1 protein-coding gene is annotated in these 1,237 nt (G+C 64.2%); it reads right to left on the bottom strand.

All coding sequences use genetic code 11. The annotated features are described in order from the left end of the window. Positions 1-11 precede the first annotated feature (11 nt). A complete protein-coding gene (locus ACIQU6_RS45010) occupies positions 12-1,145 on the bottom strand; it encodes an IS630 family transposase (protein WP_403488572.1) in 1,134 nt (377 codons plus the stop codon). Between the last annotated feature and the right edge of the window lie 92 nt (positions 1,146-1,237).

The following is a 1,237-nucleotide window of genomic DNA, read 5'->3' as shown; positions in this document are numbered from 1 at the left end:
CTAGTGCCGCATCAGGCAACATTCGCCCTGTCGACCACGGCTCGTAGCCGCTGGTCGTTGGCATGCTTGTTTCGCCAGATGATGTAGCGGCGGATCATGCTGCCCTGTTCCTTGTGGCTGGCGTGGTCGGTGCCGTCGAGGGTGAAGTAGCGCAGGGCGGTGAACTGGGCTTCGATGCGGTTGAGCCAGGAGCTGTTGGTCGGTGTGTAGGCGAACTCGACGTTGTTCGCTGTGGCCCAGTCGCCGACACGGCTGTCCTTCTTCGTGGTCAGGTGCGGGGAGAAGTTGTCGAGGACGATCGCGATACGGACATCGTGTGGGTAGAGGCTGCGCAGGTAGCGGCAGAACTCCAGGAACTTCGTGCGGTGCTTCCTGGGCTTGATGTGGCCGTAGAGCTTGTCCTTGGCCAGGTCGTAGGCGGCGAACAGGTGCCTGACCCCGTGCGGGCGGGTGTAGGTCGCCCGCCGACGGGGTCTGGGTTCCCGGTCGGGGTCCTTGTGCCGTCCGCCACGCTCGGCCCATTGCCGTCCCGGGTGCGGTTGGACGTTGAGCGGGCCGAACTCGTCCATGCAGAAGACGACTTCAGGCTCGCCGTCCTCGGGTATGACCTCGCCGTCGGCGATCGCGTAGAGGTGTTCGACGCGGGCCTTCTTGGCGGCATAGTCCGGGTCGCGGGAGGTCTTGAAGGTCTTCACGCGTTGAAACGACACGCCCTCCTGGCGGAGCAGGACCCGAAGGCCCTCGTGGCTGATGTCGTCGACCACCCCCTCGGCGACCAGGAAGTCGGCCAGCTTGACCAGGCTCCAGGTCGAAAACGGCAGGCCGTGCTCGGCCGGCTTGGACTTGGCGATCTTCTTGATGTCACGCCGCTCGGGCAGGGTGAACGTCTTTGGCCGGCCGCCGGAATACTTCGGATACAGGGAGTCGAATCCGTCGGCATTGAAGTTGTGGATCACGTCCCGGACCCGGTCCGCGCTGGTGAACGTCACCTCGGCGATCTTCACCACAGGCATCTCCTGGGCGGACAGCAGCACCATCTGAGCCCGCCGCCAGGTCACCACCGACCCGGTGCCCCTGCGGACAATCCGCAGTAACCGTTTGCCCTCGTCGTCATCGATCTCGCGGACGCGTACTCGTTCTGTCATTCGAACAACCTGCCAGCACCACACCCCCCGGGCCAACGTTCCAACGGCGTGTCACATCACAACGAGGCAAAGGTTCGTTGATGCGGCACTAG

It is taken from the genome of Streptomyces sp. NPDC090442, assembly GCF_044769405.1.
In the GTDB taxonomy this organism is placed as follows: domain Bacteria; phylum Actinomycetota; class Actinomycetes; order Streptomycetales; family Streptomycetaceae; genus Streptomyces.
Note: the sequence above shows the minus strand (reverse complement) of the source record. Positions and strands in the feature narration are given on the sequence as shown.

Bases quoted from the DNA above. Each gene is read 5' to 3' on its own strand.
- ACIQU6_RS45010 (WP_403488572.1), bottom strand. From the start codon at position 1,145: ATGACAGAACGAGTACGCGTCCGCGAGATCGATGACGACGAGGGCAAA.